24 protein-coding genes and 2 tRNA genes are annotated in these 23,227 nt (G+C 60.3%); 11 read left to right on the forward strand and 15 right to left on the reverse strand.

Annotated elements, in window-relative coordinates:
• The first annotated feature begins 81 nt into the window (after positions 1-81).
• Positions 82-894 carry a crotonase/enoyl-CoA hydratase family protein gene (locus J3P96_RS11890; protein ID WP_434601012.1) on the forward strand — a complete coding sequence of 271 codons (813 nt, stop codon included), beginning with the start codon at positions 82-84 and terminating at the stop codon, positions 892-894.
• Between the two features lie 6 nt (positions 895-900).
• Positions 901-1,731: an NAD(+) diphosphatase gene (gene nudC / locus J3P96_RS11895; RefSeq protein ID WP_434657300.1), complete on the forward strand. Its 831-nt coding sequence runs from the start codon at positions 901-903 to the stop codon at positions 1,729-1,731.
• Here the strand turns inward: nudC and J3P96_RS11900 are convergent.
• The 10 genes from J3P96_RS11900 to J3P96_RS11945 all read right to left on the reverse strand — a co-directional run bounded on the left by J3P96_RS11900 (position 1,699) and on the right by J3P96_RS11945 (position 14,031).
• Positions 1,699-2,478 carry a TSUP family transporter gene (locus J3P96_RS11900; protein ID WP_305500574.1) on the reverse strand — a complete coding sequence of 260 codons (780 nt, stop codon included), beginning with the start codon at positions 2,476-2,478 and terminating at the stop codon, positions 1,699-1,701. The two genes, nudC and J3P96_RS11900, sit on opposite strands and share 33 nt — an antisense overlap.
• 930 nt (positions 2,479-3,408) lie before the next feature.
• The gene (locus tag J3P96_RS11905) at positions 3,409-4,164 is read right to left on the reverse strand and encodes an ABC transporter ATP-binding protein (RefSeq protein WP_434657303.1); all 756 of its coding nucleotides are present in this window, start codon (positions 4,162-4,164) and stop codon (positions 3,409-3,411) included.
• Positions 4,158-5,216 (reverse strand): FecCD family ABC transporter permease, encoded by a 1,059-nt coding sequence (locus tag J3P96_RS11910; protein WP_434657306.1) that lies wholly within the window; start codon positions 5,214-5,216, stop codon positions 4,158-4,160. The genes J3P96_RS11905 and J3P96_RS11910 overlap by 7 nt, the downstream gene beginning before the upstream one ends.
• The gene (locus tag J3P96_RS11915; protein ID WP_434657309.1) at positions 5,213-6,385 is read right to left on the reverse strand and encodes an ABC transporter substrate-binding protein; all 1,173 of its coding nucleotides are present in this window, start codon (positions 6,383-6,385) and stop codon (positions 5,213-5,215) included. The genes J3P96_RS11910 and J3P96_RS11915 overlap by 4 nt, the downstream gene beginning before the upstream one ends.
• 62 nt (positions 6,386-6,447) lie before the next feature.
• Positions 6,448-8,883: a TonB-dependent siderophore receptor gene (locus tag J3P96_RS11920; protein WP_434657312.1), complete on the reverse strand. Its 2,436-nt coding sequence runs from the start codon at positions 8,881-8,883 to the stop codon at positions 6,448-6,450.
• An 88-nt stretch (positions 8,884-8,971) separates the two neighbouring features.
• Positions 8,972-9,937, reverse strand: coding sequence for a FecR domain-containing protein (locus J3P96_RS11925; RefSeq protein WP_434657315.1), 966 nt, complete (start codon positions 9,935-9,937; stop codon positions 8,972-8,974).
• Positions 9,938-10,453, reverse strand: a complete 516-nt coding sequence (locus tag J3P96_RS11930) for a sigma-70 family RNA polymerase sigma factor (RefSeq protein ID WP_434657317.1) — start codon at positions 10,451-10,453, stop codon at positions 9,938-9,940.
• Positions 10,454-10,552: 99 nt separating this feature from the next.
• Complete coding sequence (locus tag J3P96_RS11935; protein ID WP_434657320.1) at positions 10,553-11,776, reverse strand: MFS transporter; 1,224 nt, start codon at positions 11,774-11,776, stop codon at positions 10,553-10,555.
• Positions 11,777-12,019: 243 nt separating this feature from the next.
• The gene (locus J3P96_RS11940) at positions 12,020-13,192 is read right to left on the reverse strand and encodes a zinc-dependent alcohol dehydrogenase (protein ID WP_434657323.1); all 1,173 of its coding nucleotides are present in this window, start codon (positions 13,190-13,192) and stop codon (positions 12,020-12,022) included.
• Complete coding sequence (locus J3P96_RS11945) at positions 13,192-14,031, reverse strand: SRPBCC family protein (protein ID WP_434657326.1); 840 nt, start codon at positions 14,029-14,031, stop codon at positions 13,192-13,194. The genes J3P96_RS11940 and J3P96_RS11945 overlap by 1 nt, the downstream gene beginning before the upstream one ends.
• Before the next feature lie 341 nt (positions 14,032-14,372).
• Between J3P96_RS11945 and J3P96_RS11950 the strand changes: the two genes are divergently transcribed.
• Positions 14,373-14,446: transfer RNA gene (locus J3P96_RS11950), tRNA-Cys, on the forward strand.
• Positions 14,447-14,588: 142 nt separating this feature from the next.
• Here the strand turns inward: J3P96_RS11950 and J3P96_RS11955 are convergent.
• Entirely contained in the window at positions 14,589-15,161 is a 573-nt protein-coding gene (locus J3P96_RS11955; RefSeq protein ID WP_434657328.1) for a hypothetical protein, read from the reverse strand.
• Between the two features lie 936 nt (positions 15,162-16,097).
• Here J3P96_RS11955 and J3P96_RS11960 point away from each other — a divergent pair.
• From J3P96_RS11960 to J3P96_RS11975, 4 genes are all read left to right on the forward strand, one after another.
• Positions 16,098-16,184: transfer RNA gene (locus tag J3P96_RS11960), tRNA-Leu, on the forward strand.
• 1,060 nt (positions 16,185-17,244) lie between these two features.
• Positions 17,245-17,451, forward strand: coding sequence for a hypothetical protein (locus J3P96_RS11965; protein ID WP_434657331.1), 207 nt, complete (start codon positions 17,245-17,247; stop codon positions 17,449-17,451).
• A 235-nt stretch (positions 17,452-17,686) separates the two neighbouring features.
• The gene (locus J3P96_RS11970) at positions 17,687-18,238 is read left to right on the forward strand and encodes a hypothetical protein (protein WP_434657334.1); all 552 of its coding nucleotides are present in this window, start codon (positions 17,687-17,689) and stop codon (positions 18,236-18,238) included.
• A gap of 930 nt (positions 18,239-19,168) precedes the next feature.
• A complete protein-coding gene (locus J3P96_RS11975; RefSeq protein ID WP_305500591.1) occupies positions 19,169-19,384 on the forward strand; it encodes a hypothetical protein in 216 nt (71 codons plus the stop codon).
• A gap of 42 nt (positions 19,385-19,426) precedes the next feature.
• On the opposite strand, the gene J3P96_RS11980 is transcribed toward J3P96_RS11975, so the two are convergent.
• Positions 19,427-19,789 carry an NUDIX hydrolase gene (locus J3P96_RS11980; RefSeq protein WP_434657337.1) on the reverse strand — a complete coding sequence of 121 codons (363 nt, stop codon included), beginning with the start codon at positions 19,787-19,789 and terminating at the stop codon, positions 19,427-19,429.
• A 258-nt stretch (positions 19,790-20,047) separates the two neighbouring features.
• On the opposite strand from J3P96_RS11980, the gene J3P96_RS11985 reads away from it, so the two are divergent.
• On the forward strand, positions 20,048-20,233 hold the full coding sequence (locus J3P96_RS11985; protein ID WP_434630485.1) for a hypothetical protein: 186 nt from the start codon (positions 20,048-20,050) through the stop codon (positions 20,231-20,233).
• 93 nt (positions 20,234-20,326) lie between these two features.
• Positions 20,327-20,554, forward strand: coding sequence for a PLD nuclease N-terminal domain-containing protein (locus tag J3P96_RS11990; RefSeq protein ID WP_434601000.1), 228 nt, complete (start codon positions 20,327-20,329; stop codon positions 20,552-20,554).
• A 25-nt stretch (positions 20,555-20,579) separates the two neighbouring features.
• Here J3P96_RS11990 and J3P96_RS11995 read toward each other — a convergent pair whose 3' ends face one another.
• From J3P96_RS11995 to J3P96_RS12005, 3 genes are all read right to left on the reverse strand, one after another.
• Positions 20,580-21,005, reverse strand: coding sequence for a hypothetical protein (locus J3P96_RS11995; protein ID WP_434657339.1), 426 nt, complete (start codon positions 21,003-21,005; stop codon positions 20,580-20,582).
• A gap of 118 nt (positions 21,006-21,123) precedes the next feature.
• A complete protein-coding gene (locus tag J3P96_RS12000; RefSeq protein ID WP_305500600.1) occupies positions 21,124-21,354 on the reverse strand; it encodes a hypothetical protein in 231 nt (76 codons plus the stop codon).
• A gap of 153 nt (positions 21,355-21,507) precedes the next feature.
• Complete coding sequence (locus J3P96_RS12005; protein WP_305500602.1) at positions 21,508-21,762, reverse strand: DUF6555 family protein; 255 nt, start codon at positions 21,760-21,762, stop codon at positions 21,508-21,510.
• A 237-nt stretch (positions 21,763-21,999) separates the two neighbouring features.
• Between J3P96_RS12005 and J3P96_RS12010 the strand changes: the two genes are divergently transcribed.
• Positions 22,000-22,899: a polysaccharide deacetylase family protein gene (locus J3P96_RS12010; protein WP_434657341.1), complete on the forward strand. Its 900-nt coding sequence runs from the start codon at positions 22,000-22,002 to the stop codon at positions 22,897-22,899.
• Positions 22,900-23,001: 102 nt separating this feature from the next.
• On the forward strand, positions 23,002-23,193 hold the full coding sequence (locus J3P96_RS12015) for a DUF2188 domain-containing protein (protein WP_305500606.1): 192 nt from the start codon (positions 23,002-23,004) through the stop codon (positions 23,191-23,193).
• The last annotated feature ends 34 nt before the right edge of the window (positions 23,194-23,227 follow it).

Here is a 23,227-nt window from a genome sequence, read left to right on the forward strand (position 1 = left end):
TTGGCCGATGCGCTGCCTACGTCCCTTGACGATGGCTTGGTATAGTTCAGGCCTCTTTTCAACCGGTAAAGGATCACTGCTATGTCGCAATACCAAGCGTTCCACGTCGAACTTGCAGACAAAATCGCCCATGTGCAGATCAATCGCCCCGACAAGATCAATGCCATGAACGCCGCGTTCTGGAGCGAGATCATCGAGATCTTCCAGTGGATCGACGATACCGACGAAGTGCGGGTGGTGGTCCTGAGCGGTGCCGGCAAGCATTTTTCGTCCGGCATCGACCTGATGATGCTGGCCGGCGTGGCGAACGAACTGGGCAAGGACGTCGGCCGCAATGCCCGTGTGCTGCGGCGCAAGATCCTCGAACTGCAAGCCTCGTTCAACGCCGTGGACAATTGCCGCAAGCCGGTTCTCGCGGCGATCCAGGGGTATTGCCTGGGCGGTGCCATCGACCTGATTTCTGCCTGCGACATGCGCTACGCGGCCGAGGATGCGCAGTTCTCCATCAAGGAAATCGACATCGGCATGGCGGCCGATGTTGGCACATTGCAACGCTTGCCCCGGATCATCGGGGACGGCATGCTGCGTGAACTCGCTTATACGGGGCGCACCTTTGGTGCCGACGAAGCGCGCAGCATTGGTCTGGTCAATCGTGTCTACAGCGATACCGCCAGCCTGCTTGACGGAGTGATGGGCATCGCCCGGGAAATCGCCGCCAAGTCGCCGATCGCCATAGCCGGCACCAAGGAAATGATTGGCTACATGCGTGATCACGGCATCGACGACGGGCTGGAATACGTCGCCACGTGGAATGCCGCCATGCTGCAATCGAATGACCTGCGCGTGGCCATGGCCGCCCATATGAGCAAACAGAAACCCGAATTTCTGGATTGATCGATCATGATTTCACGCTGGACCACCGCAGTACTCGACACCGACCTCGCGGGCGGCTGGGCCGTGGCCCGCAGCCCGGAGGGCTTTCTCTACGACGACAACGGCGCACTGTTTCCCCGCGAGTGGCTCAAGCGCCAGGATGTGTCGATTCTCGCCGAGCACGGCATTGGCCATCTCGACGGCGAGCCGGTCTACCTGCTGGAACTGCATAGCTCGCTGGAGATTCCCGGCTGCAACTGGAAAGGCCTGCGGGCCTTCATGCTCGAGGACGACCACACGCTGTTCAAGGTGCTGGGTTATGCGGCGCAGATCGGCACCTGGGCTCGCGAACATCGCTTTTGTGGCAGTTGCGGCCAGCGCATGATCCAGGTGCCGCGAGAGCGGGCGATGTACTGTGAGGCATGCGATCTGCGGCATTACCCGCGAATCTCGCCGAGCATGATCGTGCTGATTACCCGTGGCGATGAGGTCTTGCTGGCGCGTTCGCCGCGCTTTGTCACCGGTGTCTACAGCACCCTGGCCGGGTTTGCCGAGCCGGGCGAGTCGGCCGAGGATTGCCTGATCCGGGAGGTGCGCGAGGAGGTCAGCATCGAAGTGAAGAACATCCAGTACGTGGGCAGCCAGTGCTGGCCGTTTCCCCATTCGATGATGCTGGGTTTTCATGCCGAGTATGCCGGCGGTGAGATCGTGCCCCAGGAAGACGAGATCGAGGACGCCCAATGGTTCAGCGTCCATGACCTGCCGCCGTTGCCGGCCTCGCGCTCCATCGCCCGCTACCTGATCGACCTGTATGTCGCCCGCCGTCTAGGCCACGCTGAACCAGTGCTGCCAGGCTAGGCGCACGGTCAGGCCCAGCACCACGGTGATGAACACCGGGCGGATGAACTTCGCGCCGCCGCTGATGGCGGTGCGCGCGCCGAAGAACGCGCCGACCATCACCGACAGGCCCATGCTCAGGCCGATGATCCAATCCACCTGGCCCGAAAAGATGAACACCGACAGCGCCGCGATGTTGCTGACGAAGTTCATGCTGCGGGCCACGCCGCTGGCCTTGACCAGGTCGATGGGGTAGAGCAGCAGGCTGCTGACGGTCCAGAACGCACCGGTGCCCGGGCCGGCCACGCCGTCGTAGAAACCCAAGGTGAAACCCTGGGATGACTGCCACGTCTTCTTGATCGGCGCATTGCTGTCCAGCGGCGCCTTGGGCGTGCCGCCGAACAACAGGTACAGGCCACAGGCAAAGACGATCACCGGCAGCATCTTGTTCAGCCACTCGGCGGGCAGGTAATGAGCAACGACGGCGCCGACCAAGGCACCGACCAGCGTGCCGACGAGGGCGTGGGTCCATTGCCGTGGGTGAAACAGCTTGCGCTTGTAAAAGGTGAAACTGGCCGTGGCTGAGCCGAAGGTCGAGCTGAGCTTGTTGGTGCCCAGCACCAGGTGCGGTGGCAGGCCGGCGGTGAGCAGGGCTGGCGTGGTCAGCAGCCCGCCACCGCCGGCAATGGCGTCGATGAAGCCGGCGATGAACGCGACGACGGCAAGGATAGCGAGGGTAGAAAGGTCGACGCTGAGTTCAAAAGGCATGGAATGGGGCTTATTCGGCAGGGCGCAGAAAGACTGCGGGAAAGGCCGCTATGTTACCCATAACAACGCCGGGCCGCGACTGCCTCAAATCGTGGCGAGGGAGCTTGCTCCCGCTGGGCTGCGCAGCGGCCCCAATTGCCGCACACGGCATATCAGGCAAACCGGACCCGCCGGTCTACGACTGCTGCGCAGCCGAGCGGGAGCAAGCTCCCTCGCCACGGTGATGCGTTGTATTTGCCAGCGTGGATCGACTGTAGCGAATTTGATCCTGCAGAAAGCAGCGGCGGCGCAAGCTGCGAAGATACACGGGTGCACACCCGCTCTCGTGGCGAGGGAGCTTGCTCCCGCTGGGCTGCGCAGCGGCCCCAATTGCCGCACACGGCATATCAGGCAAACCGCGCCCGCCGGTCTACGACTGCTGCGCAGCCGAGCGGGAGCAAGCTCCCTCGCCACGGTGATGGGTTGTATTTGCCAGCGTGGATCGACTCTGGCGAATTTTACCCCGCAGAAAACAGCGGCGGCGCAAGCTGCGAAGATACACGGTGCACACCCGCTCTCGTGGCGAGGGAGCTTGCTCCCGCTGGGCTGCGCAGCGGCCCCAATTGCCGCACACGGCATATCAGGCAAACCGCGCCCGCCGGTCTACGACTGCTGCGCAGCCGAGCGGGAGCAAGCTCCCTCGCCACGGTGATGCGTTGTATTTGCCAGCGTGGATCGACTGTAGCGAATTTGATCCTGCAGAAAGCAGCGGTGGCGCAAGCTGCGAAGATACACGGGTGCACACCCGCTCTCGTGGCGAGGGAGCTTGCTCCCGCTGGGCTGCGCAGCGGCCCCAGATTGCCGCACACGGCATATCAGGCAAACCGCGCCCGCCGGTCTACGACTGCTGCGCAGCCGAGCGGGAGCAAGCTCCCTCGCCACGCTACCCACTCAAACCACGTCGTCCACGATGATGTGCCGCTCATCCCTTGAACAGCGTTCGATCCGGGCCTGGACCCGGTACACGTTGCGCAGCATCTGCTCGGTGATCACTTCTTCACTTCGACCGCAGCCTTGCAGGGTGCCCTCGGCGATGACCAGCACCTGGTCGGCAAAGCGCAACGCCTGGTTCAGGTCGTGAATGGCAATGAACACGATGATCGAATGTTGGCGGGCGAGGGCGCGCATGAAGCTCAGTACCTGGACCTGGCGGTGCATGTCCAGGGCGCTGGTGGGTTCGTCCATCAACAGGACTTCGGGCTCGCGCACCAGCGTCTGGGCGATGGACACCAGTTGCTGTTGCCCACCGCTCAGTTCACCGAGGTTGCGAAACGACAAATCACTGATGCCCAGGGACGCGAGGATGCGGTCCACCATTTCCAGCTCATCAGCTTGCACTGTCCAGCCGGGCGCCTGCTGTTTGCGCGCGAGCAGCACCGATTCGTAGACCGTCAGCCGGGCGTTGGCGTTGAGGTTCTGCGGCATGTAGCAAATGCCCTGCTGGCCCCTGCGCGAGCCTTCCAGGCGAACATGGCCGGGGCCGTCGATGAGGCCGGCGATGCGTTTGAACAGGGTCGATTTTCCGGCCGCGTTGGGCCCCACCACCGCCACCACCTCGCCACCCGTGAGCACCGGCGTAGTGATCCCGTCCAGTATCGACCGACGACCATAACGAGCGCCGACACCTTGCAGCTCGATCGTCACCATGACTGTTTCCTGCCGCCCAGAATGAGAGAAATGAAGAACGGCACGCCGATCAGCGACGTGACCACGCCGATCGGGAAGATCGCCCCGGGTATCAGGGTCTTGCTCACCACCGAACTGGCCGACAGGATCAGCGCGCCGGTCAGCAGTGAGGCCGGCAGGAAGAAACGCTGGTCCTCGCCGATCAGCATCCTGGCGATGTGCGGCCCCACCAGGCCGATGAAGCCGATGGTGCCGACAAATGCCACTGGAAACGCGGCCAGCAGGCTGACCATGACCAGCGTCTGCAAGCGCAACTTGCGCACGTTGATGCCGAAACTCGCGGCTTTTTCATCCCCCAGGCGCAGGGCGGTCATGGCCCAGGCGCGGCGGGCAAAAATCGGCAAGGTGACCAGGATCACCAGGCAGATCACGCCGAGTTTCGGCCAGGTGGCCTTGGTCAGGCTGCCCATCGTCCAGAACACCACGGCGGCCACGGCCTGCTCGGTGGCGAAGAACTGCACCAGCGCCAACAGTGCATTGAAGGTGAAGACCAGGGCGATACCGAGCAGCACGATGGTTTCGCTGGTCATGCCCCGGCGCAGGCTCAGGACATGGATCAGCAGCGCCGAGAGCATCGCCATGACAAAGGCATTGAGCGGCACCATGTATTGGGCGATCACCGGCACCAGGGCCACGCCGAATGCCAAGCCCAGGGCCGCGCCGAAACTGGCTGCCGCCGAGATGCCCAAGGTGAATGGGCTCGCCAGCGGGTTGTTGAGGATGGTCTGCATCTGCGCGCCGGCCAGGGACAACGCGGCGCCCACGGCCACGGCCATCAGCGCCACCGGTAGGCGGATATCCCACATCACCACCCGCACTTGCGGCGCCGCGGCATCCGGAGAGAACAGCGCGCCCAGCACTTCATCCAGGCTGTAGCTGGCCGGGCCGAGGGCCAGGTCGAGCAGCACGCTGAACAACAGCAACAGGGCCAGGCCGATCAGGATCAAGCGTTTGCGCCAGACCTGCTCGCGGTAAATCGTGCCCAGGGCGATCCCCTCGATACGGCCATTCATGGTTGGGCCTGCGCGGGCTTGAGGCTGACGAAATAGCCTGGCTCATAGGGCACGGGCAAGAAGCGCTGGTGGAACTCGCGAAACGTCGCGTCGGGGTCCAGGTCGGTGAACAGCTCCGGATGGAACCACTTGGCCAGTTGCTGGATGGCGATGAACTGGTAGGGGCTGTTGTAGAACTGATGCCAGATAGCATGAAAGCCCTGGGTTTGCTGAGCCTTGATTCCGGCATAGGCCGGGCGGGCGGTGTACCACTGCAATTTGCGCCGCGCCTCGGCCAGATCGGCACCGGGCCCGACACCGACCCAGTGCCCACCCGGCGCAAAGGCCTCCCAGTTGGCGCTGGTGACCACCACCTGTTCCGGGTTGGCGACGATCACCTGTTCCGCGTTCAACTGGCCAAAGGTGTTGGGAATGATTGCGCTGGCAATGTTGCGGCCCCCGGCCAGCTCGACGAAACGGCCGAAATTTTCGTTGCCGAAACTCAGGCAGCAATCGTCGGTGTAGCCACCGATGCGTTCGATGAACACTTTCGGGCGGGGCGGCTGGCGGGCCTGGATCACATCGGTGACGCGACGGATCTGCTGGTTGCGAAAGGCGATGAACGCCTCGGCGCGTGCCTCTTCGCCGAACAGCTGGCCAAACAGGCGCATGGTCGGTTCGGTGTTCTGCATCGGGTTGTTGCGAAAGTCGACGTAGACCACCGGAATGCCCAGCGCATCGAGTTTCTCGATGTAGCGCGCGTCTTCGGTGGCGTGCTGGGCCTCGATGTTGAGGACGATCACGTCCGGTTGCTGGCTGATCGCTTGCTCGATGTCGAAGGTGCCGTCTTCGAAACCGCCGAAGGTCGGAATCCGGGCAATTGCCGGATACCGCCGCAGGTAGGCGCCGTAGGTGTCCGGGTCGGACTGGATCAGGTCCTTGCGCCAACCGACGATGCGGCGGATCGGGTTGTCGGTGTCGAGTGCCGCGACGAGGTACAACTGGCGACCTTCGCCGAGGATCACCCGTTGCACCGGAATGCGCACCTGGACCTGGCGGCCGAGCAAGTCGGTGACGGTGGTCGTGGTGACAGGTGATGTGCCTGAAAAGCAAAGGCCGCTCAGCAACAGGGTGGCAGCACCCAGCAGCCAGGCGGTGAGCGATGAGCGCGTCAGAGGTGGAATCTGCATGGTTGGAACCTTGTCAGGGATCGCCCCGCCAGCGGTGCACGCGCTGTCGGGGCGAGGCGCAATCAGAAGTCGACCGTCGCTGAAAGCAACAGGGTGCGTGGCGCGCCTTGGGAGAACGCGCCGTAGGAGGCCACGCCGGACCAGTATTCGCGGTCGAACACGTTCTGCACCGTGGCGCGCAACGTGGTCGGCCGGCCATCGAGCACCGTGCTGTAGCGGGCGCCGGCATCAAAGCGTGTCCACGGATCGAGCTCTTGGGTATTGGCCTGGTTGACGTATTGGCTGCCGGTGTAGATCGCTCCACTGGTCAACGTCAGGCCCTGGACCCAGGGGGTGTCCCATTCGGCCCAGAGGTTGGCCTGCACTTCGGGCACGCCCACCGGTTTGTTGCCGCGATTGGCGGCGGTCCCGCTTTTGGTGAGTTCGCCGTCGAGCAAGGTGACACCACCGAGCAGGCGCGTGCCCTCGCGCAATTCGCCGAACATGTTCAGTTCGATGCCGCGGTTGCGCTGCTCGCCCTGGACCGAATACACGCCACCGGCCGTGCCGTTGGTCAATTCGCCGGCGGGCTTCTTGATCTGGAACAGCGCCAGGGTCGAGGTGAACGTGCCGTAGTCGACCTTGACCCCGACCTCCTGCTGGCGAGAGATGTAGGGCTTGAAGATTTCGCCCGAGTTGCTCGCAGTGGCCGGCGCGGTGTCGCCCTTGCTCAGGCCTTCGATGTAGTTGTAGTAGAACGACACATGTTCCCAGGGCTTGACCACCGCGCCGAACAAAGGCGTGGTTTCGCTTTCGTCATAGGCGCTGGTGACATTCCCGAGGGTGTTGTAGTTGTTTGATTCAATGCTCTGCTTGCGCAGGCCAAGCGTTACCTGGACCCGTTCATCGAGGATCGACAGAGTATCGGCCAGGGCCACGCCGGACAGTTCGGTATCGGAGACCTTCGCCACATCGGGCGATGCGATGGACGGTTTGTCGCGCGCCACCGGGTGATAGATATTCGAAAAGACCGGGGCGCCGGAATTGATTCCTCGGCGCAATTCATCGCGATAGCGGCTGGCCTGCAAGGTGGCGCTGTGGCTGACCGGACCGGTTTCGAAGCGGGCACGGGCACCGGCATCGACGGTGTAACGCTCCACCTCGAACTTGTAGTAGCCCGGTATCGAGCGGGTGTCGCCGGCGCTGTTGAGGATCGTCGGGGTCTGGTCCGACAGTCGTGCCACATCGGACTTGCCGCCCCCGGCGTGGCCGAATACCGTCAGGTTGTCGCTCAGGTCATATTCGCCACTGAGCAGCGCCGACTTGTCGCGGGTTTCGGACCAGCCCCATTCCTGGGTCACGTTGCTGCGCCCGTTGGCCGCCGAAGGCACCTCGACACCGCTGGCGATGGCAAACGGCCGGGAGGGTGCGTCCCACTGTTCTTCCTGGCTGATCAGGTCCAGGCTGGTCCTGAACCGGTCGCCCTGGTAATCCAGGGAGATCGCACCGATGCCGACATCCCGGGACTGCTTGTCGATCGCGGTGTCGCCACCCTGCAGGCTGCCGTTGATGCGCACACCGAAGCGGCGTTCCTCGCCGAAGCGGCGGCTGATGTCGACATGCCCGCCTGCCTGGGTGTCCATGGCGTAGCTGGCGGTAACGCGAGTCAGGTCCTGGTCCAGCGAGCGCTTGGGCACGATGTTGATCACGCCACCGACGCCGCTGTTGGGCGACATGCCGTACAGCAGCGCAGCCGGGCCCTTGATGACCTCGATGCGCTCGGCGTATTCAGTGAACACCCGGTAGTTCGGCGCCACGCCGTACACGCCGTCGAACGCCAGCTCACCCAGGTTGCCTTCGCCCACCGGGAAACCGCGAATGAAGAACGAATCGACGATGCCGCCGGTCTGGCCGGTGGAGCGCACCGAGGAGTCGCGCTCCAGCACGTCGGCGGCGGTTACGGCCTGTTGGTCTTTCATCAGGGTCGAGGTGTAGTTGCTGACGCTGAATGGCGTGTCCATCAGGTCCTTGTTACCCAGCAGGCCAACCCGGCCGCCACGGGCCACCTGGCCACCGCTGTAGGCCGCCGGCAAATCCCCGGGGCGCACCTCGGCGGCATTGATGGTGGTTGGCGCCAGGGCCAGCCCCCCGTCGCCGGCGGATTTTTCCAAGGTGTAGCTGCCATCGTCGCGGGCGACCAGTTCCAGGCCGCTGCCGGCCAGCAATCGGGTAAACGCTTCACGCGCGGTGAACTGGCCTGAAAGGCCCGGGCTGTTCAAGCCTTGGGTCAGGGAGGGTTCAAACGATAATGCGATGCCGGCCTGCACGGCGAACGCCGACAACGTGGCACCCAAAGGACCTGGCTGGATGTTGTAGGACTGGCTGGCAACGTTGTCCAGCGGCGCGCCCGGTGCCGCCCAAGTGCACGGGCTCAAGGTGGAAAGTGCAACGCTGAGCATGGCACTGCGAATCGCCAGATTCAGCGTGCGATCCGAACGCAGGGGGCGGGCAACGGGCATGGCGGGGTGATCCTATGCAGAGGGTTTGCTCTCTAAGCCAGCCAGGATTGAAAAAAGTATCAGCCCCGCCCGATTATTTTTTCAGGGCTCAAGCCGGCGCCAGCATGACCCAGTAATCGCCCAGGCGGGATGTGACGCGGATGGGGTAGGTTCGGGCGAGCATGGTCAGGGTCTGCCGGCTGTCGTTCAGGGGAAAGGCGCCGGATATCCGTAGGTTGGCGATCGCCGGGTCGCAACGCAGGACGCCGTTGCGATAACGGCTCAGTTCGTTGACGAAATCCGCCAGGCGCATGTTGTCCGCCATCAGCATGCCCTGGGTCCAGGCCAGCACCGACTTGTCGACAGGTTTCAGGGCGTCGATGCCCCGGGCAGTAAAACCGCTGCTCTGGCCAGCCCCGACCACTTGCTCGCCGATGCCCTTGACCTCGATGCGCACCGCGCCTTCCAGCACGACGAGGCGAGTATGGCCGGTGTCTTCGCGAACGCTGAAGCGCGTCCCGAGCGCCTGCATCCGGCCTTCGTCGGTCTGCACCCGGAACGGCCGGGCGAGCGCTGCTGGGTCCGCTGCGGTCTGGACCAGTATTTCGCCTCGGCGCAACAGCAGCAGGCGCTGATGTTCGTCGAAAAACACATCGATTGCGGTGTCGGTGTTCAACGTCAGGCGGCTGCCGTCGGTCAGGGTCAGGTCGCGCCGCTCGCCCACCGGAGCGCGGTAATCGGCGGTCCACTGTTGCCAGTCGTTGAGCTTCCAGCTGCCCCAGGCCAATGGCGCCAGGGCGAGCAGAGCGGCCAGCTTGCCCATGGCGGCACGGCGCGCCGGATTGCTCGGGCGGTCCAGCGCCGGCATCGCCAGCGCGGGCGGCAAGCCTTGCAGCTTGCTCAGCAGCAGTTCGGCCCGCGCCCAGGCCTGGCGGTGGGCCGGGCTGCTGGTACGCCAGCGTTCCCACTCCAGGCGTTCGGCGTCGTTGACGCTGCCTTCGCTTAGGCGCATCAGCCAATCGGCGGCTTCGTTGAGAATGGCCGGGTCGAGGGCGTGGCGGTCATGGGCAGGCATTCAGTCCACCAGCATCAGGCAGTGCAGGAAAGCCTGTTTCATGTAGCGCTTGACGGTGATCAGCGAAACGCCGAGTTGCGTGGCGATGTCGTCATATTTCAGGCCATTGATCTGCGACAGCAGGAACGCACGCTTTACCAGGGACGGCAGGGTGTCGAGCATGGCGTCGATTTCATGCAGTGTCTCGAGCACCAGCAAGCGTCGTTCGGGCGATGGCGCCTCGGGCTCGGGCAATGTCGCCAGTGCCTGGAGGTAGGCGTGTTCGAGTGCCTTGCGCTGGAACCAGTTGACCAGGATGCCCCCGGCGACGCAGCTCAGGTACGCACGCGGTTCCTCGATCACCGCCACCTTCGAGGCGAGGATGCGAATGAACGTGTCATGGGCCAGGTCGGCGGCGTCCAGCGCATTGCCCAGTTTTCGATAAAGCCTGGCGTACAACCAGCCATGGTGTCCGCTGTAGAGGTCTGCGACGGTGCGCAGGTGACAATCGTTGACTGCTGACCCTGGATCGCTCATGGCTGTTGTATTTTTTTGATAGTGAGAATTATTCCCAATAGTAGTGGAGGCGCTCAGTGCCGCGCAAGGTTGATAGACGGGCATTTTCGGTTTGTGTCGCTATTCGCCAGCCCTGTCGGCGATTCCGAGTGGTTTGTGGCGCAGTAGCATCAAGGGCACCAGTGCGATTGCGTAGGCGAGGCAGACATAAAGGAAAATGTGCTCCAGGCCATACACCTGGCTGAGCAATGCGCCAAGGGAGATGCCAATGATCGATGCCGTCTGTGAAACGCCCTGGGCCAACCCCAGCACCTGGCCTTGGCGACTGTTGTCGACGCTTCTGGAGATAAGCGCCGTCAGCACTGGCGTGGTTGCGCCCAGCAGCAGGCCCCAGATGAAATAGGCGAGGGCGAAGACGACCGGCTGGCGCGTCAGGCCGGCCACGGCGGTGACGATGACCAGGCCGATGACGATGCTCGCCATGGCCTGCAGCGTTTGCGCCGGGTTGCGCCGTTCGAAGTAGCGCGACCAGGACGTCGCACAAAGAATGAAGCCCAGGGCTAGCAAGCCGTAGCAAAGCCCGACCATGGCATTGCTGACCTCGAAGGTCGCCCCCACGTACAAGGAAAACGAAGTCTGTGGCAGCATTCGCGCCAGCAGCAGGAGGCCCATGATGCCCAGCAGCCAGCTGATAGCCGGGTTCAACAGCCTGGGCGCCAGGGGAGGCTTGCCTGCCAGCGGTGCTTTTTTTACTGGCGCCACGTTGGGCAACGCCAGCGCCGCGACGACGGTACATACGGCGCAGAGGCCCGAGGCGACAATGTTGATCCAGAAAAACGTCGCATGATCGAGAATCAGCCCGCCGACCACCGCCCCGAGCAACGAACCGACGTTGGTGGAAATCTGCAGGATCGCAAACAGCCTGGCCCGCCGCGACGGTGCCTCGATGCTCACCCCATAGGCCTGGGCCGGCGCGATATAACCGGCAAAGGCGCCTTGCAGGAAACGCAGGAGCAGGATTACCCAGATATCGCTGCTCAATGCCAGCCCGAGCTGGGTCAAGGAGAGCCCCGCCAGCGCACGGATCATCATCAGCTTGTGACCGTGACGATCACCGATCCGGCCCCAGAAGGCACTGGTCAGAATGATGCCCAGCATCGGGCCGACGTACACCGCCGTGCTGGCAAAGCTGAACAGCGCGTCGTTGCTGGTCAGTTGGCGCAAATGCACAGGCCAGAACGGCCCGCTCATTTCCATCGCGCCCATGGAAACCAGCTGGATGGAGAACAGCAGGAAGACGAGCAGGCGCACACTGGAAGCCTGGGGGAGACCTATACGGGGCATGGACACATTCGCAGGGCGACAAAGCTGTGTCTTATCCACCAGTGCGTCGATCGGGGCAAGGGGAAAATGCTCCGTGAGGAAATCGCGCGGCTGCGCATCCGCTTTCGTGGCGAGGGAGCTTGCTCCCGCTGGGCTGCGCAGCGGCCCCAGATTGCCCGACACGGTGCATCAGGCAAACCGCGCCCGCCGGTCTACGACTGCTGCGCAGCCGAGCGGGAGCAAGCTCCCTCGCCACGAGGAGCTTCACTCCGGCCGAAATACCGCCCGTATACAATCCTGGCGTTTTTCCTTGAACATCGCATAGCCTTCCACCGACTGCTCAAGCCCCATGGGATGGGTCAGCAGGTAGGAGGGGTCGAGCTCACCGTTCTGGATGTGTTCGAACAAGCGCTTCACGTAGCGCTGCCCCGGTTGCTGGCCGGAACGCAGGGTCAGGAATTTGTTGACGATCGCGCCCATCGGGAATTTGTCCAGCAAGCCGCCATAGACCCCGACCACCGACACCGTCCCGCCTTTGCGACAGGCGCGGATCGACTGGCGCAGCACGGTTCCGCGCTCGGTGTGCAGGCGCAGCATCTGCTTGGTCTTGTCGTAGAAATAATCGACTTCGGTGCCGTGGGCCTCCATGCCGACGCAATCGATGCAGCGATCCGGACCACGGCCGCCGGTCAGCTCCAGCAAGGCGGCATGCACATCGGTGGTCTCGTAGTTGAGGGTGATGGCCCCGGCTTTTTCCTCGGCCAGGCGCAAGCGATCGGCAAAGCGGTCGATGGCGATCACCCGTTCGGCGCCCAGCAGGTAGGCGCTGGTGATTGCCATCAGACCGACCCCGCCGCAGCCCCAGACCGCTACCGTATCGCCGCGCTGAATGTCGGCGTTGTCGGCGGCGAAATAGCCGGTAGGCACTGCGTCGGAGACAAACACTGCCTGCTCATCGCTGACGCCTTCGGGAATGCTGAACAGATTGACGTCGGCGTAGGGCACGCGGATATAGGTCGCATGACTGCCGGCATAACCGCCGAAGGCATGGCTGTAGCCGATGATGCCGCACGCCGGTTGGCCGTAGGCAATGTCTGTCGCCGTGGGGTTCGGATTGGAGTTGTCACAGCAGGAAAAGTCCGAGCGCTGGCAGTGCTCGCATTCTCCACAGCCGACAATCGACACCGTGACAACCCGGTCGCCCTTTTTGAATTGCGTGACGGCCGAGCCGGTCTCCACCACCTCGCCCATGAACTCGTGACCAATGATGTCACCGGCCTGCATGGTCGGCACGTAACCGCCCAGCAGGTGCAGATCCGAGCCGCACACCGACGACAGGATCACCCGCACGATGGCGTCACGCGGGTTGAGGATGGAGGGGTCGTCGACCGTCTCGACCTGAAGCTTGTTGGGGCCTTGCCAAGTCAATGCGCGCATCAGACGGTTCCTCCATTGAGTTCGGATTTTGCAGTGGATGAGTCATTGGCGGGTGCCTGAGTCGCGTGTGTGGCGGGGTGCACGAAGAGGAAATCCTGCGTCTGTTCCGGGCGCATCCTGTTCGTGCTGACTTCTCCAGTTTCAAGCTGCTGCTTGATGCTGCGCAGCACATTCAACAAGGCTTTGTCCGAGAACCGGGAAATCGCCGCCGCCAGCGCGTAGCCAGCCGCGCCGAGCGGCGTCTGGCAAGCGACAATGACTTTGATCTGCGTACCGCGCCCCCCCGGAGCATCGCTGAAATGCATCTGGATATCGTGCTTGAATCGTGTGTCCGGCCCGGCGATCCAGTGCAGCTTGCGGTCTTCCTTGGGCTCGCACTGTTCGAGGTCGCAGTGCAACGTCTTGTCCATCGGGCCATGGGCGACCCAGCGATAAGTGCGTTCGCCGGTCTGCTCGATGGCGTCGATCCAGGGCATCAGCGCACCCAGATTGGCCGGGTCGCGACAGAACGCGAACACTTCCTCCCTGGGCTTGCCGACCGTGATGCTGCGGGAAATCACCTTGCTTCCGCCCCAGTCACGATCCTGTTCGAAGGTTTGCTCGAACGGACTATGAGTCAGCGCCCGCTTGACCCGGCACGTGCCGGAATAGGCACGCCAGGCAGCACACGCGCCAAGCAATACCTGCGGCCAGCCCTTGAGGCCGCCTTGGCGCAGGCCGTTGGCGATCAACAATGAACCGGCCGCCAGCGACATCAGGCGCTCCGGCTTGCCGAGATTGGGATGCGAAGGCGTGGGCACCGGAGCCCGGCTCGCCACCAGTTGTGGGCGTTCAGTCATGATGGTTCTCCTTTACTGATTCAAGGACGACATAACGAATGAACCGAGGGTGAAGGAGGTTGTTCCGTTTAAGTCGATGGTTTCCCGATGAGCAGGAGGAGAAGGATTCCGGCTCGTTGCGCTACCCCGTGGAAAGCCGCTCTGGCCTGGCCGTCAGGTAAATTTTTTTTGAAATCAAGGGGTTGTCAGCCTGGGCAAATGAGTACATAATTGCGCCCATCGAATGCATCGGAGTGTAAAAAAACTTCAATGTTTTCAAGGAGATAGCGCGCTGTAAGCGAGCTGGGCTCCGATACAGTTTGTATGCGGTTGATGTGGTTGTAGTGCATCAGGCGTCTTGAGGCCGAATAGCAAAATGGTTATGCAGTGGATTGCAAATCCACCTACGCCGGTTCGATTCCGACTTCGGCCTCCACTATCCAAAACCCCGTAGCTCAATGAGTTACGGGGTTTTTTTGTGCTTGTTTCTAGGGGATGTGTTCCGCAAGTTTTTGGAATCGTTCCGCAATTCATTGTTCAGATGCAAACCGCGCCGGGATTCCCCAGCTCACCAGATTTTATTTGGTTTTTGCCAGGCCCAGGGCAATCTTGGTTCGAGCCGCGTCCTCTATGAGCCATCTAAGTGCTGTCCCCCAAAAGCTGAGGCTCGATATTAGAAATTTGATTCTGTTGCCTTCGGTTGTGTAGGTCAGCGTCTCGCCTGGGCGCTTGAGTGATAACGAAATAGTCCTTTTCTCGACGGGGGTGAACGATAAATCAACATCTGACATTTGATTGACGAGCCTTGCTAGCTGTTGAATGTCTCCGTCATTGAAGCTTTGGTCCATGTTATGAGCCATTTTGTTTCGGATGTTGTTGATCTGATGAGCGACCGCCGCAATAGGAAGTGGCAACCCAAAAGCGGTCGAATAGGCAAGCTTCTGCCCAAACTCTCGGGGGCTACTTACGAATGCCTTGAGTTCTGGTTGTCGCTTCTCTCTAACATAAACCGTCAGGAACTGTTCGACCATTAAGTGAATACGCAATACGCAGCCGATTTCATCGTCAGTTTCCGCAGCGGCGATTAAAATGTCGGATCGAGAAAGTGCATCAATATCCAAGTCCACCGTAGTAACGTCCGAATGAGTCATAAATTATCCATTTATTGAGTGGGCAAAGAGCGCCAGCATACCTGCTTAACGCGACTGCTGAGCGTTATGCGCGACGAACACGGAGCTATTATTTTTTAGTTTTACTGTTTCGCCAAGTCGGCGTGGCTCATACGCTGCCCTTTCCTATTCGTCATCAGGATGCGGCCGCCTTCGCGAGCAGGCTCGCTCCCACAGGGATCGGCGGCGGTCACAGTACCCGGCAACACCACAAATCCAATGTGGGAGCGAGCCTGCTCGCGAAGCTGTGGTTCAGTTTGTGCAGAGGTTGTATGTGCTACCTTCTTCGAGGTCGTGATAGCCGCCGCTATGCGGTTGAGTAGTTCATCGAGAAGGACGTGAGCCGTAGGTCATGCAGCCGGATACGCAGCGGTTTCCTGGCTTTTCCTGCTCTCTCATAAAAAGCTGTTACTGATGTCTATATTCGAGGCTTTCAATATTTGGCCGGGGCGTTGGCCCCTGAGTAGGCTAGTTCATAGCGTCTTCGTACCCTTGGTCAGCCTCTTCATTACCGTATTCCAGACATCATCAACGGCTCCAGATCGTCGGTGGCCCATTCGATGTGGCCCAGCGGTTCCCATAGAGGGCTGTTGAGTTCGACAGGGATCATCTCACCATCATCCTAGATGGCTGCTTGTTTCTGTTGAGCATGGCTACCCACGCTGCTTTCGGGAGCTTCGTTAAAGCCAGGGGCGGTGTGGCATGTGATGGATATGCCTACCGCGGCGGCGGTACGCTGTGTAGGTCAATGATCTACAGAGCTTTTTTATTTACGGTACGAGGAAGATTTTGTCTCGAAAAGGACGAATGCAACCTTGCTTCGCTGGGGACGGATGTATATATTCCACGCTCTGTTGCACCAGCCTAGATCCTGTCAGATACACATTTGCCAGTTTCACACGGCTTGACCGCGCTACCGCCCGAATGGCGAAACTGGTAGACGCATGGGACTTAAAATCCCCCGCTCGTAAGGGCGTGCCGGTTCGATTCCGGCTTCGGGCACCATCCAAGATCAAGGGTTTGCGAGCGAAAGCTGATGCAAACCCTTGTGCGTTTATGGTCCGCAATTTTTGACGATGGTCCGCAATTACTTGGTGGGCGATACCTTTGCCTATCCGGTTGCGAATGTACTGTTCGGTCATCACGACCGTCGTATGCCCAAGTTGATCTCTCGCCTGAAGAATATCACCGGTGGATTCGGCCTTGTCGGTGCCGGCGTTTCCCCCCAGATCCCTCATCAGATTTCGCGCCCCCGGCCGCTTCCCTGGCTAAATCGAATCTCCTGCGCAACGTGGCCACCGTTATCGAACTGATCTTCCGAACCATCGACTGGCTGATTCGATGCCGGCGGCGTCAGGCCTGAGCCCGATCCGTAGCGCATGATAAAGCGCTCTCCGAAATGCTATCGCCCATTCACGCGCATCAGTGTGACTCGACGCGACCGGGTTCATCAATCTTGCTCCACTTTCCAGTATCGAAGTCAAATGAACGACAAGGTGGGCGCATGCTGATGGAGTTGCAGGTTTAGTGGCGCGTTGCTGCGAGTGCAAACCAGATGTTGGAGCGCCCTGATGTCAGCGCAATCAACGACGTCGGGAGCGGGCATGTAGCCGAGCGCCACCATCCCTGCGGCTCAGGCGGGATATAAAGTCCAGTTCGTAAGTTCTTTGACATTATTCTCGACCAGCGCGACCTCTGGTCGATGGTACTCAGGGGCGGACGCAACTGCCCAGTTGTAGAGCACGAGGCGTCGTGCTTGGCGTTGCTAGCCTTCTTCTTCTCTCGTGCTTTAGAGTCGCCTCGGCAGCCGGGCGAAGCAAGCAAAATGCTGTGCGCTGGAACAGTTCAACTAATCAGCCTGATGTAGGTTCTGGCAGACATGCTGCGGTTCAGGGTAGTTGGCGCTGTGCCATTAAACGGCGGCCGATCAGTGGCCGATAGCTCCATACGATCACTCCCGCATCTCTGGCACCTGAAGACCATCCGCCGAGACCGGGGACAAATCAATCGCTGTAATCATAAGTTTTCTCAAGTAGGATCACCGGTCGCTTAGGAGGAGAAGCAGATGAAAGACATATGGTTGGCACTTGGATTGGTAAGCGGTGTTGCTTCTGCGATGTTCTGGGTCGTTTCGGCACGCGTGAGATCGATTGCCTTAGCTCGTTATCTGCACGTCACTGCCAAGTGGAACGCACGGGCGGCGTATGCCTCCGCCCTGACCATTACCTTTCAGCTTCTTGCTACTTATTGGCCGACCTCTTTGCCTCAATAGGGAATTACCGGAATTTGTAAGATTACCGTTCCGCTTGGTGCCAGGACTCCGACAGAACATCATCATCGGATCTAGCCTCTGCGCCAATGATGAACAGCTTCGTGACGGTCGACCGCTCAATGCGCAGCGGTTCGGCCTGTCTGTATTCTGCGGACATGGGCATGTTCTTGCCGGGGCATGTCCGGGTGGCGGGGTAGATTGATGAGACGGAGTGGTGCAGAATCAGAAGGCCATCATGATTGGCGTGCGTTCATCACGGAGAAAACGAGCATGTCGTTACAGCAAGCAAAAAAAAATGGCAGAGGTAAGGGAACAGGTGGATGCGGCGGCGAAAAAGCTGGGGTTGCTGCATGATGGTTTCCGAAAAAAAATCAATGAAGAAGTGACTAGCAATTTCCGTGGCTACTTAGAAGCAAATGGCTTCCAAGTTCACGCTACTCCGACAGGTGCAGAAGGCCTATATAAAGATCTAAAAGTCAATCTCGTTTTACCTGGCCCGGAGGAGCGCTACTTCGGGATATACCATGCATTCGACTTAATTGTTAACGGCAAAAAAAATCATGTGCGCATCGTTCCTGATATCACTGGAACATCAGTCAGGCAAGCTGTGCGTAGTGGTGACGCCCTTCAACTACTTGAGCAGGATCTAACGATCTTGATTGAGGAAATTGCAAATATTAAGCTGATTGGATACAGGTTCGACTGCACTCAGAAAGGATTTCAACCTGGCTCTCTCGCAGTGACAAAAGATACTATCGCCGAAGTGATTGACATTTTTTCAGCATAACAACCATTGTTTATCTTTGCTCACCTGCGCCGTGGGATAGTATTGCTCGCGGCGCGTCTTCTTAATTCATCATTTCTTGGAAGTCGTGAGATACGTCCATCTACGCTGCGCCGTCGAGCCAGACCGCTGCGATCCGGCGCTCAGCCATAGGCACGTATTCTGAATTGAATTCGCAGAGGATCGGCTTGCGACCCACTTGAATGGCGAACGCCTTCGTGGTTTCGGCTCCGCCGACTAGGTCAAGTACCATTCCGCTGCGGGTAGCTCCGGCCAAAACGCAAATCCGGATCAGGTCGGGCGAGCAGGACCTAAAAATTGCTGACTGGTCGTGGTAATACTTGGTGGTCTTGCTCAGGAGGGAAGTGTATTCATGAGCCGTGGTGCAGCGATCCCGAACACTCTCGGGCATAAGGTTCGGCTTATGCCCGATGATGTTCCGCCATCGTTTCGTCCAACTCGTCCTGGCTGGACGCACCCAGAATCACGTTCAGGCAGTAGAGGCGCGGCCAGCGCTTATTGGTTGATTCTGGCGATTTCGGCTTCGGGCACCAAGATCAAGAGTTTACGAGCGAAAGCTGAGGCAAGCCCTTTTTCGTTTCTGGGAACCGTAAAAAGACGCCCGGCTGATCAGCCAGTGCTGTTCACCACGAATCCCGTGGCGAGGGAGCTTGCTCCCGCTGGGCCGCGAAGCGGCCCCAAAACCTGCTGAACAACGAGCATCAGACACACCGCATCCGCTGGTTTACGACTGCTTCGCAGCCGAGCGGGAGCAAGCTCCCTCGCCACGGGTCTGTCGTTTCCATTGAGAGTGAGCAGCATCAGGCCGACCAGCCGTTTTTCATCCGCTCGTCGACGCCATAGCACTTCCTGCCCGAGCGGGCCCTCTCACAGGTAGGCGCAGATCCTGCGCTCCAGAACGGGAGACACATCATGGTAATCGACAACAACGGTCCGGAAGCGCCATACCCGGGACCTGATGAAAAGACGCCTGAGACTGGCGAAGGTCATGATTCCGGTCTTGAACAAGCTGAGTCTGAGCCAAAGCAGGGCACTGGCGAGAGGCCGGAAGACTGGAATCCGCCGCCGGGAAACCCCGGTTCCGATCAGGACGCCCAGACGAACCGCCAGAATGGCGGGGCGAAGTAGTTTGCAAAGGGCTTCACAGGACCCGGCCGCTGTGCCGGGTTTTTACAACCTGCGCCGAAACGCCTCGAGTATTTCCCGCATGCCCTTTTTCATCTGCAATTGGGCGAGGGCATCCAAGGGATGCCACAGGCAGTCGCTGATTTCATTCTGCGGCCTGGCGTCCTTCGAGTCGTTGACCGAAGCCTCAAAGACGTGATGTTCGGTGTCGCCATCGCTGACCCGCATCAGGTAGAGCAGGTTTTCGGCGCTCAGTCCGGTTTCTTCCGCCAGTTCTCTCAAGGCAGCATCGGCATGCGTCTCGCCACGCTCGACGGTGCCGCCAGGCAAGGCCCAGCGGCTCTTGGGCTTACGAACCAGGAGGATGTGGCGCTCCTCTTCACAGATGACGGTCGCTCGAATTTTCATAACCTTGCCCACTCACCGACTGTCATTGAATTGCAATATAACTGCAATATTTGAGCCTTGCGTCATTCGCGCGTTCAAAAAGTATTTCGGCTCATACCGCTGGGACCGTGGGCAGCGATGAAAGGCTGCGTTTATTTCACCAATGGCTGTCGGTGTTGCGCGGCATCGACCGGTCATCGCAAAAAATGAATCAGCGCCGGAAAAACGTATCAATGTTGGGTGGACGATCCGGTCCCGGTAATGGGGGAGCGAGAAGAGATGACCACCGTTGAAGACTTCAAAATCAAATCCCACGAACTTTTAGTCGAGCTCGACACAGCGACCTCAGAAATGATGGCGCTGATCTGTGTCCATCAAATGTCCGGGACTGCCTGGGATGAGGCCGTCCGGCGCCAACATGAGGCCTATGAGCAATGGGTCGCCTATCTGAATGAACGCGCGTAGCCGCATCGCCTTTCGCCGCAGGTAACAGGCAGATTCTTTGAACGGTCCCGCAGCGGTCATGCCTAATCCATAGACTGACAAGAGGATAAGGCCATGTCTGAACTAGCCAGTTATTTCTGGATCGCGGTTGCGGTAATCGTGTTGCTATTGGATCTGTGGGCGATCGTCAGCGTCTTTCGCAGCGACAAATCGGCCGGGACCAAGGCAGGCTGGGCATTGCTGCTGGTCATCCTGCCGGTGCTGGGCTTGATTATCTGGGGTGTGGCCGGGCCGCGAGGCATGAAGAATCCGCCTTCGTCGCCCGAGCACAGCAAGGGCTGACATCGGGACATGCGGGCCACCCCGGTCAACGGTTTTTCCAGTGGCCGCCGGTGGTTTCGCAGTCCTTTTTCGCTTGCTGAAGCTGTTCTGCGCCGTAGTAGTACCGGGTGACCTGGGCATTGTCTGGAAGATTCGCCGAGCTGCCACTGCGGTCCTTGCTGGTGGAACGGGGGTTGGCCAGGGCCTCTTGGGTCAGCCTCGCCTGGCAGGTGGCTACATAACCCTCGGCGCAGCGTTCGACGGGTTTCTTCTCGGTGCTGAGCGTGCCTTTGCTTTCGTTACTGCACGACCAGCCGATGGCTTCGGCAGGAACACCCTTGTACTCATAACAACTGCGGGTTTCGATTTCCGGCACCGCTTGGCTCTGGGACCGGGTGATGACGTCACAACCTTGCGCCAGGACAGTCGCAGGGCTGGCGCAGGCGATCAGAAGCAGGACCTTGGCATTCATGATGTTCTCCCTTTCAAGACGATTTTGCACCGATACCTAACGATATCGAGGCGCAAAAAACGTGCTCGTTCCATTGTTTTTCAACCATGGAACGGGGGAGGCCTGCCTGGGGCGACGGCTAACGGAACTTCGGCAGGGGCGGTTCCGCGGGCTTCAATGAGGACAGTGCGCTCTGGATCGTGGGGGCGTCCTTCTCGATATCATTGAGTCGGTCGCGGATTCGTACGGCGGCGGGGTGCCCGCCCTGGTGGTCGACCCAGTCGGCAATTTCCTTGCAGGCGGCTGTCAGACGCGCCTGGCGCGATTCCAGTAAGGTCAACAGGGTGGTGATGGACTCTTTTTCAGACATGTCACACCTCCGTTAAAGGTCAGGATGGGGCAGCACAAAACCCGCCAGTGACGGCGGGCCATGCTGCAGTTAAGCGTAGTTGAGATATTTCTGATCGGTCGATATCCGGCGCACGACTGGACAATCGGTACGCCGGACGTGTTCATGTCTGTTTCAGCCTGACTCCCTGACCCAGGACGGCGCGACGGAAGCTCGCCAGCGCACATCGGTAATGCCATATTTTTCTGCCATGGGTTTGGAGACCCGCTTGACTTTTTCCCTGCCGAATTTGGGTATACGTCCGACACCCGCATCGCAACTGGCCCAGTGCCAAGCTTCGGAGTTATTCATCACTTCTGCACGAATGATGAAAGACTTGGGCTCGCCATGGAGCACGTAGTCGATGATGTAAAGCGATGGACCGCCCATAAATCCTCCCTAATTGATCCTATACGGATGGATACGGAGGCGTTCGGAAAATTCCATCGAATTTCCGGACGGTCAAAACCGGGGCGGGCAGGGCTGCCGCGTGAGATGTGTCACACGCCGCCAATGAAGGCGCTTATGGTGAGGAACCAAACCCGGTTAACCTTCTCCAAGGACGGCTTCAACACCGGTGCCAGGGATCGAAGGCGACGCAGGTTTGGCACTGAGGAAAGGCAGGACATGAATAAAATCGCCAAGTCACTGCTTGTGGTGCTGCTTGCCAACGGCCTGTCGGGATGCATCGGCCCGCCCATCGAGCTGACCGCGCAAACCGAGCAACGCTTGCGCGTCCAGCCGCCGATCCGTTTCCTCCTGACATTCGATGACGGTCCCAGCGCCTCACCCTTCTGGAACCCGAGCCTGGACGTGCTCGACGCCCTTGCAGACAATCCGGTGCAGCCGGGAATCAAGGCGCTGTTTTTTGTCCAGACGCGAGCGCCACGGGCCGGTGGCAGCGACATCGGTCGCTCGGTGCTGCAGCGTGAGCAGCGCGAGGGGCATGTCCTGGGTTTTCACACGGCTACCCATTGGCACACCAACCATCGATCCCTCGATCCCGATGAGCTGGAGCTTTCGCTTGCCCACGGTGCAGCCGACATCGCCGCGGTTACCGGCGCACCACCGACCCTGGTCCGGCCGCCATTCTGGAGCTATGACCAGCGCACCTTCGCCGCCTACCAACGGCATGGCATGCATGTTTTGCTGACTGACCTGAGCGCCAACGATGGCAAGGTCTGGGGCATTACCCTGAGTCCTCGCCGGCGAATAAACCTGCTACGCCAGCTCTCGGAGGTGCGTGAGCGCATCGCCGCCGGGCAGTTGCCTGTGGTGGATGGAGTGATTCCGGTGGTAGTGACCTTCCATGACCTCAACCGCTATACCGCCCGTCATGCGCGGGAGTATCTGCAAATCCTGATCGACAGCGCCCAGGCCACCGGATTGAAGACTTACGCGAAACCTTTCTATGACGATCGCCAGGCGCTGGAGCGCGCAGCGATGGCCCGGACCCTCAAGGACGCCACCCAGTCGGTGCGCCTGCCCGGTCTGTGGGATTGGTTATGGAAGCGCGATCCTGACTGACGGGCATTGACGAGCCAGCGTGGCGACGCTCGGTTGGCCCTTATGGGCGCACCGGGAGTAAGGTAGGCACGGTAACCCCGTTTTCTTGAGGAGGTGACGACCATGAGTACTGCGATGCTGACCAAAATGCACATCAACGGTTATGACGTGCTCAGCGTGAACAGCGGGCCCTGGAGGGTCTGCACCCAGGCGGATCGGTTGGGGTCCTTTGCATCGCGCGAGGAAGCGTTGGCCTATGCCGCCGCGTTGCCCGCCAGGAGACGCCGCAGCGCTGCGTCCGCGAACGTCAGGTAACCAGACGTTCCGTTGACTTCGCGGCGAGTGTAGA

The sequence above is a fragment of the Pseudomonas sp. R3-56 genome (assembly GCF_051132075.1).
Taxonomy (GTDB): domain Bacteria; phylum Pseudomonadota; class Gammaproteobacteria; order Pseudomonadales; family Pseudomonadaceae; genus Aquipseudomonas.

Excerpts from the sequence above, each read along its gene's own strand:
- J3P96_RS11975 (WP_305500591.1), top strand. The coding sequence starts at position 19,169 with ATGGTAATCGACAACAACGGTCCGGAAGCGCCATACCCGGGACCTGAT.
- J3P96_RS11955 (WP_434657328.1), bottom strand. The coding sequence starts at position 15,161 with ATGACTCATTCGGACGTTACTACGGTGGACTTGGATATTGATGCACTT.
- J3P96_RS11965 (WP_434657331.1), top strand. The coding sequence starts at position 17,245 with ATGAAAGACATATGGTTGGCACTTGGATTGGTAAGCGGTGTTGCTTCT.
- J3P96_RS11910 (WP_434657306.1), bottom strand. The coding sequence starts at position 5,216 with ATGAATGGCCGTATCGAGGGGATCGCCCTGGGCACGATTTACCGCGAG.
- J3P96_RS12015 (WP_305500606.1), top strand. The coding sequence starts at position 23,002 with ATGAGTACTGCGATGCTGACCAAAATGCACATCAACGGTTATGACGTG.
- J3P96_RS11995 (WP_434657339.1), bottom strand. The coding sequence starts at position 21,005 with ATGAATGCCAAGGTCCTGCTTCTGATCGCCTGCGCCAGCCCTGCGACT.
- J3P96_RS11900 (WP_305500574.1), bottom strand. The coding sequence starts at position 2,478 with ATGCCTTTTGAACTCAGCGTCGACCTTTCTACCCTCGCTATCCTTGCC.
- J3P96_RS11970 (WP_434657334.1), top strand. The coding sequence starts at position 17,687 with ATGATTGGCGTGCGTTCATCACGGAGAAAACGAGCATGTCGTTACAGC.
- J3P96_RS11985 (WP_434630485.1), top strand. The coding sequence starts at position 20,048 with ATGACCACCGTTGAAGACTTCAAAATCAAATCCCACGAACTTTTAGTC.
- nudC (WP_434657300.1), top strand. The coding sequence starts at position 901 with ATGATTTCACGCTGGACCACCGCAGTACTCGACACCGACCTCGCGGGC.
- J3P96_RS11890 (WP_434601012.1), top strand. The coding sequence starts at position 82 with ATGTCGCAATACCAAGCGTTCCACGTCGAACTTGCAGACAAAATCGCC.
- J3P96_RS12005 (WP_305500602.1), bottom strand. The coding sequence starts at position 21,762 with ATGGGCGGTCCATCGCTTTACATCATCGACTACGTGCTCCATGGCGAG.
- J3P96_RS11940 (WP_434657323.1), bottom strand. The coding sequence starts at position 13,192 with ATGCGCGCATTGACTTGGCAAGGCCCCAACAAGCTTCAGGTCGAGACG.
- J3P96_RS11915 (WP_434657309.1), bottom strand. The coding sequence starts at position 6,385 with ATGCAGATTCCACCTCTGACGCGCTCATCGCTCACCGCCTGGCTGCTG.
- J3P96_RS11920 (WP_434657312.1), bottom strand. The coding sequence starts at position 8,883 with ATGCCCGTTGCCCGCCCCCTGCGTTCGGATCGCACGCTGAATCTGGCG.
- J3P96_RS11930 (WP_434657317.1), bottom strand. The coding sequence starts at position 10,453 with ATGAGCGATCCAGGGTCAGCAGTCAACGATTGTCACCTGCGCACCGTC.
- J3P96_RS11990 (WP_434601000.1), top strand. The coding sequence starts at position 20,327 with ATGTCTGAACTAGCCAGTTATTTCTGGATCGCGGTTGCGGTAATCGTG.
- J3P96_RS11935 (WP_434657320.1), bottom strand. The coding sequence starts at position 11,776 with ATGCCCCGTATAGGTCTCCCCCAGGCTTCCAGTGTGCGCCTGCTCGTC.
- J3P96_RS11925 (WP_434657315.1), bottom strand. The coding sequence starts at position 9,937 with ATGCCTGCCCATGACCGCCACGCCCTCGACCCGGCCATTCTCAACGAA.
- J3P96_RS12010 (WP_434657341.1), top strand. The coding sequence starts at position 22,000 with ATGAATAAAATCGCCAAGTCACTGCTTGTGGTGCTGCTTGCCAACGGC.
- J3P96_RS11905 (WP_434657303.1), bottom strand. The coding sequence starts at position 4,164 with ATGGTGACGATCGAGCTGCAAGGTGTCGGCGCTCGTTATGGTCGTCGG.
- J3P96_RS11980 (WP_434657337.1), bottom strand. The coding sequence starts at position 19,789 with ATGAAAATTCGAGCGACCGTCATCTGTGAAGAGGAGCGCCACATCCTC.
- J3P96_RS11945 (WP_434657326.1), bottom strand. The coding sequence starts at position 14,031 with ATGACTGAACGCCCACAACTGGTGGCGAGCCGGGCTCCGGTGCCCACG.
- J3P96_RS12000 (WP_305500600.1), bottom strand. The coding sequence starts at position 21,354 with ATGTCTGAAAAAGAGTCCATCACCACCCTGTTGACCTTACTGGAATCG.